This window comes from Symplocastrum torsivum (assembly GCF_059505465.1).
This window is the reverse complement of sequence record NZ_JCACKQ010000053.1, coordinates 41,877-48,420: the sequence shown is the minus strand read 5'-3', so window position 1 is coordinate 48,420 and position 6,544 is coordinate 41,877. Positions and strand designations below refer to the sequence as shown.

Below are 6,544 nucleotides of genomic sequence, written 5' to 3'. Positions count from 1 at the left end.
AGGTTTATGGCACAGCCTAACAATTTGACAATGACTAATTAAATGACTAGGTGACTAGTTAGTGTTACTGAAGTCACTAATCTCATACGTCAAAAAACCCGGTTTTTCTTATGGCAGTTAATCTGACTCTTTTTCATCAGATTGGCTTGGGTGATTTAAGGGAATTGCAACGCTAAAGGTTGTTCCCACCCCAATCTCACTGTTCACGGCAATCTGACCCCCGTGTAAATCCACAGCTTTTTTGACAATGGTTAACCCTAATCCCGTCCCAGAGATTTTGCCAACATTTTTCCCTCGATGGAATGATTCAAACAGTCGTTGTTGGTCTTCTGGAGAAATCCCAATTCCCTCATCTTTAATGTGGAAGATTGCCAATTCATCCTGACAAACTAAGTTAAACTTGACGGTGCTACCTTCTGGTGAATACTTAATTGCATTTGAGAGCAAATTCGTCAGAATTTGCCGCAGCAAGTTTTTATCCAGGCAAGCCAAAGTCAATTGAGTTTGGCTGGAAAATATAATTGTAGGCTGGGCACTATTAACCCGTTTTATTTCTTCCACTAAATCCTCACAGAATTCTTCAACATCTAACGATTCAGGGTTGAATTCTAGTTTCCCCGCTTCTGCCTGCCCAAGACTCAGCACATCATTTAACAGTGCAGTCATCCGTCGAGCCGATTCTTGAATTTGGCAAAGGTACTCCTGTTTTTTCTCTTCAGATAATTGTTGACTGAAATCTCTCATGAATTCAGCAAAACCTAAGATTGCCGTTAGGGGATTGCGAAACTCGTGAGACACCATAGAGACAAAGTAGGATTTGAGTTGGTTGAGTTCTTGTTCCTTAGAGAGTGATTGACGAACTTCGGCTTCTGCCATCTCGCGCCGATGAACTTCCTGTTGCAGGAGAGCATTTTGCTCGCTTAATTGCTGAGTCAACCTACGGATATGCAATTGATGCTCGACACGAGCCAAAACCTCTGGCGCTTGAAAAGGTTTGGTGATGTAGTCCACCCCACCTACTTCAAACGCTTTTACTTTATCAAACACTTCATTCAAGGCACTAATGAAGATAATCGGAATGTTCTTAGTTAAAGACGAAGCTTTCAATTTACAACAGACTTCATAGCCGTTAACTTCTGGCATCATGATGTCCAACAAAATCAGGTCAGGTGGAGATGACTGGATAGACATGAGAGCCATTGTTCCATCCTGTGCCATCCGGACTTTATAGCCTTGCTCCGATAACAATTGGGCTAAAAGTTGCAAATTAGCTGGAGTATCATCAACAATTAAAATACTCTCTTTTGATGGGGTATATGGCTCTTGAATCATATTTAATTGGGTTGTGGTTGGATTAGCCTAATAGTTGCTTAAAGTGTTTTTGAAGAAGGTATAACGTTTACTGTGAAGTTGCCCTTGAATCAAGAGAGTACTCTATCCAGTTAAGACTGAGTTCTTTGCCTGATGGGAATCTCAATAAGAAACTTTGCCCCTTGCCCAGGCGCAGAGGTGCATTGCAGCTTTCCACCGTGCTTTTCGACGATGATTTGATAGCTAATGGATAATCCCAACCCTGTCCCCTTCCCCACTTCTTTAGTTGTAAAAAAGGGGTCAAACAGTCGTGCCAACACAGATTCAGTCATCCCCCTTCCATTATCTTGAATACTGATTTTTACCCAATTACTGTCCTTAACTTCTGTGTGGATTGTAATAGTAGGAATGGGGTTTTCAATCCCTTCTGTTGAATCATTTTGGTCGGGATGACGCAGGGCATCAATCGCATTACTCAAGATGTTCATAAACACCTGATTTAGCTGCCCAGCATAACATTCGGCTAAAGGCAGGGAACCGTATTCCTTAATAATAGAAATAGCTGGATGCTCGGGTCTTTCTTTCAAGCGATCGCGCAAAATCAATAAAGTGCTATCGATGCCCTCATGAATATTGACGGGTTTCATTTGCGCGTCATCAAGTCGGGAGAAATTCCGCAATGTCAGCACAATCTCATAAATGCGCTCAGTTCCCATCTTCATCGAGGACAAAATTTTGGGCAAATCCTCTATTAAAAAATCCAGGTCAATCTCTTCTATCTTGTCTTGGATTTCAGAAGAACTGTGGACATAGCCCTGCTGATAAAGGCTGATTAAAGCGAGTAAATCCTGTGTGTAGTTATCTACATGGCTGAGGTTGGCTCCGATGAAGTTAACAGGGTTGTTGATTTCGTGAGCGACGCTGGCAATCAGTTGTCCGAGGCTGGACATTTTTTCGGTATGAAACAGCTTGAGTTGGGTGAGTTTGCGCTCAGTGATGTCGCGTGCAAAACCGAAATTGTATTCCTTACCCTCAAACTCTAAAAAGTTTACATTGACTTCAGTGGGTGTTATCGTTCCATCCTTGCTCTTGTGGCGAGACTCAAAGGTCAGGCTGCCGTGTTCTTTAAGTTCCTGCCAGTGAGCTTGCCAAATATCAGCTTGATAGTCTGGATCGATATCGTGTACGCTCAGAGACAGCAATTCTTCTTCCGAATAGCCTAACAAGTGGCAAGCTGCCTTATTAACACCTAAGATTTTGGCATCTGAGTCAATCCAAAAAATCGAATCGGATGCCTGTTGTACAGAAAATTGTGTTAGTTGAAGCATTGACTCCACCTGTTTGCGGGCGGTGATGTCGAATCGGATGGCTAAATATTGGAACAGTTTGCCTTGGTCATCCAGAAACGGAACAATAACAGTATTAACCCAGTAATACGTTCCATCCTTGGCTCGGTTTTTGACTTCTCCTTCCCAAACTTTACCAGCCATAATTGTTACCCAAAGGTCTTTAAAGAATTCTTGGGAATGATATCCAGAATTAATAAGGCGATGAGTTTGCCCAATTAGTTCTTCTCTTGAATATTGAGAAAGTTGGCAAAAATTATCGTTCACATAAGTAATGATTCCCGACGCATCAGTAATGGCTACAATCGCTGCTGCATCTAAAGCAAATTTGAGGTCTGATAAGTCTTTGAGGGATTTTCTAAGTTCTGATTCTGCTTGTTCTCGCTCAGCGATTTCAGTGTGTAGGGATTGGTTAATTTTAGTTAATTCGGCTGTCCGTTCCTGAACTTTAATTTCTAGAGACTCAAGCGTAGAGCGCAGCAACTCTTCGACCTGCTGGCGCTCCTGGATTTCGTCTTTCAGTGCCAGGTTTGCCGTCTCCAGTTGTGCATTTCGCTCGCTTAGTTGCTGAGAAAGCCTACGGATGTGTAACTGATGTTTGACACGAGCCAAAACCTCTTGCACTTGAAAAGGTTTAGTGATGTAGTCCACCCCGCCTACTTCAAACGCTTTTACCTTATCAAACACTTCATTCAAAGCACTAATGAAGATAATCGGAATATCCTTAGTTGAAGACGAAGCTTTCAATTGAGAGCAGACTTCATAGCCGTTAACTTCCGGCATCATGATGTCCAACAAAATCAGGTCAGGTGGAGATGACTGGATAGACATGAGAGCCATTGTTCCATCCTGTGCCATCCGGACTTTATAGCCTTGCTCCGATAACAATTGGGCTAAAAGTTGCAAATTAGCTGGAGTATCATCAACAATTAAAATACTCTCTTTTGATGGGGTATATGGCTCTTGGCTCATCTCTAATTCATTTTGGGTTGGATTAGGGTTAGTAGTTGCTTAAACTCAAACTTTTTAGCTAAAGAAGCTAGAGCGTTGGCTAAAGCGTCATTTTGAGAGCGGATTTGTTCAATTTCGGCAAGTATTAAATCTAAATCGCCCTCAATTGCGGCTTTTTGTAAGGATGCCAACAAATCGGCAGGTAATGCCGCTATCGCCTCTGGAGTCAGAGCTTGGGTTGGGGCTGACTTGGGTTCTATTGGGGGTTCATCGTAAACGTAGCGCACTCCGATATGTTTGTGCAGGGCATCAAAAATGTCTGCCTCTCGAAAAGGCTTGTGGATAAAGTCGTCACAACCGACAGAAAAGACAACAGTTCGTGCTTCCTCGAAGTTACTGGCGCTCAGGGCAACAATTGCTGTAGCTTGACCTTGGGTTGTGGCTTTAATTCGTTGGGTTGCCTCGTAGCCATCCATCACTGGCATCCGCATATCCATAAAGATTAAGTGCGGTTCCCAACTCGACCAAAGTTCAATCGCTTCAATGCCGTTGGTTGCTTCTTTGATTTCAAAGCCAAGGGGATTGAGCAGTTTGAGCAGCAGTTTGCGGTTATCCCATCTATCGTCCACAATCAGGAGGCGATAGCTGGGTTGATTGGGTTGTAGAGCAATGACTCGGCGCGTCGGTGGCTTGGATTTTATGGCGGTAGCATCCGCTACGCCGAGCTGAATATCAAACTTGAAGATGGTACCACGCCCCAGTGTGCTGCTGACCGTTATTTCGCCGCCCATCAGTTTGACGAACTGCCGACTAATAATTAGCCCTAAGCCAGTGCCTTGCTGTGATTCAGAACCCGTTTGGGTTTGCACAAAGGCTTGAAAAAGTTTATCTAACTCATCAGGGGCAATGCCGGGACCCGTGTCTTCAATTTCAAAGTAAAGTGTCAGTTGTCCTCGCTCGCTTGTCGGTTGTTGTGCTTGTGACGACACAGTACTGACTCCATTGAGCTTATGACTAGCCACCCGCAACGAGACACCGCCTTCAATCGTAAACTTAATCGCGTTAGAAAGCAGGTTGATCAAGACTTGACGCAATTTGACTTCATCGGCACGCACGTATTGGGGAACGTCATCACAGCGATCGCAAATCAAGTGCAATCCCTTCTCCTGCGCCTTAAGTTGGAACATATCTTCCAAGTCGTCAAGTAGGCGAATTAAGTCGAATGCCGTTTCGTTGAGGGTAGTGCGTCCTGCCTCAATTTTGGCTAAATCTAAGACTTGGTTGATTAAGGTAAGCAGGTGTTCCCCACTGCGTGTGATCAGGCTGAGATTCTCTTGTTGTTCGGGACTCAGGTTAGTATCACGATTCATCAATTGGGAAAAGCCCAGAATCGCGTTGAGGGGGGTACGCAGTTCGTGGCTCATATTCGCCAAGAAGATGCTTTTGGCTTGGTTGGCTGCTTCGGCGGCAACTTTCGCCTGTTGTAGGGCAACCTCTGCAAGTTTGCGATCGCTAATGTCCTGCACGGTGCCAAACAGCTTAACCACTTGCCCCTGTTCATTGAACACAGCCCGTCCCCTGCCCAAGGTATACCGCAGGGAGCGATCCGGTCGAAAAATCCGAATTTCCTGCTCGTAGGCTCTGCCTTGAGTGATGGCTAGTTCAGCGTTACGCTGGAACACTTCTAAGTCGTCTGGATGGATTATCTCTAAATGCTGCTCGTAGGTTAGTGCGGGTTGGGTGGGGTCAAGTCCGAAAATTCGGAAGGTTTCATCAGACCAATTCACCTCCTGAGTAAGGACATCAAACGACCAATTTCCCAAATTGGCGAGGTGTTGGGCTTCGACAAGGGCGTGTTCGCTCTCCTTCAAGGCTTCTGTGCGTTGAGCTACCCGGTTTTCTAGTTCCTGATTGGCTTGCCGCAACGCCTCTTCAGCCTGTTTGCGGTCAGTGACATCAATACCAATCCCCCAAGATGCCCAGCCGGGAATCGGAAACTCCTCTGAGAGATTCGACCAAGCGATTGTTTTGATACTGCCATCTTTACAGGTAAGGTCCCATTCCCAATTGCGGTAGCGATTGCCCTGCTCTGCCCATTGGGCTATCATCTGCTGACGATAGGTAGCATTGGGATACACTAATTCCATCGCTTTCGGGTTGCCAATAATCTCCACTGCCGAATATCCTGTTACCCGCGAGCATTCTTGATTCCAGATAATTACGTTTCCTTCAATATCGAGGGCATCCAGCATCACGGGCATATTCTGCAACACGAGACGCAGACGCTCTTCACTCCTGCGTAGGGCCGACTCGGCCCGGAAGCGCTCGCTAATTTCCGCTTGCAGGGAGGAGTTGGTTAAAGCTAAGGAGGCAGTTCGTTGTGCGACTCTCGATTCTAGCTGTTCATTCACTCGTTGTAGCGATTCCTCGGCTTTCTTTCGCTCACTGATTTCGTTTTTTAGTGAAAGGGCTGTCGCCTCCAGTTGTGCCGGGCTTGGGAGAGCTAGTGCTAAAGGAATCAATGGTGCTAGTAGCACCGCTGTCGCAACAGAGGCAAAGGCAGTAATCGCTTTAATGAACCCAGATAGCCAGTAGGTAGGGTGCCAGAGTGTCCATACTTCCATCAGATGAGTCGTGCCACAGGCAACTATGAACGTGCCAAACAACAGAAAAATCCAGTCAAAGGGCACGTCTCGCCTAGAGCGGACGAAATAGACCAGCATCAATGGAATTGAATAATAGGCTAGTGCAATCAGAGAATCACTTACGACATGGAGCCAAACTAACCCTGGCTTCCACAGATAGCAGTGTCCGTGAGGAATGAACCCGACTGCACTTAAAAGGGTTTGAAAAATTTCTGGCATGAGGTCAAAGCAAGACAAGCATCTTTTATCTTGTCTAACTCATTCAGGCGATGCTCTCGTGGAGTTGTGGCA

The 6,544-nt window shown here is 45.4% G+C and carries 3 protein-coding genes; all 3 read right to left on the bottom strand.

Going from position 1 to position 6,544, the window contains the following annotated elements; all coding sequences use genetic code 11:
* Window positions 1-117: 117 nt before the first annotated feature.
* The 3 genes from AC5JL3_RS17530 to AC5JL3_RS17520 all read right to left on the bottom strand — a co-directional run bounded on the left by AC5JL3_RS17530 (window position 118) and on the right by AC5JL3_RS17520 (window position 6,472).
* On the bottom strand, window positions 118-1,332 hold the full coding sequence (locus tag AC5JL3_RS17530) for a hybrid sensor histidine kinase/response regulator (protein ID WP_496075703.1): 1,215 nt from the start codon (window positions 1,330-1,332) through the stop codon (window positions 118-120).
* A 110-nt stretch (window positions 1,333-1,442) separates the two neighbouring features.
* Complete coding sequence (locus AC5JL3_RS17525; RefSeq protein ID WP_496075702.1) at window positions 1,443-3,629, bottom strand: PAS domain S-box protein; 2,187 nt, start codon at window positions 3,627-3,629, stop codon at window positions 1,443-1,445.
* 2 nt (window positions 3,630-3,631) lie between these two features.
* Window positions 3,632-6,472 carry an ATP-binding protein gene (locus AC5JL3_RS17520; RefSeq protein WP_496075701.1) on the bottom strand — a complete coding sequence of 947 codons (2,841 nt, stop codon included), beginning with the start codon at window positions 6,470-6,472 and terminating at the stop codon, window positions 3,632-3,634.
* Window positions 6,473-6,544: the final 72 nt, after the last annotated feature.

Coding starts and splice junctions, on each gene's coding strand:
- AC5JL3_RS17525 (WP_496075702.1), bottom strand. CDS start 3,629: ATGAGCCAAGAGCCATATACCCCATCAAAAGAGAGTATTTTAATTGTT.
- AC5JL3_RS17530 (WP_496075703.1), bottom strand. CDS start 1,332: ATGATTCAAGAGCCATATACCCCATCAAAAGAGAGTATTTTAATTGTT.
- AC5JL3_RS17520 (WP_496075701.1), bottom strand. CDS start 6,472: ATGCCAGAAATTTTTCAAACCCTTTTAAGTGCAGTCGGGTTCATTCCT.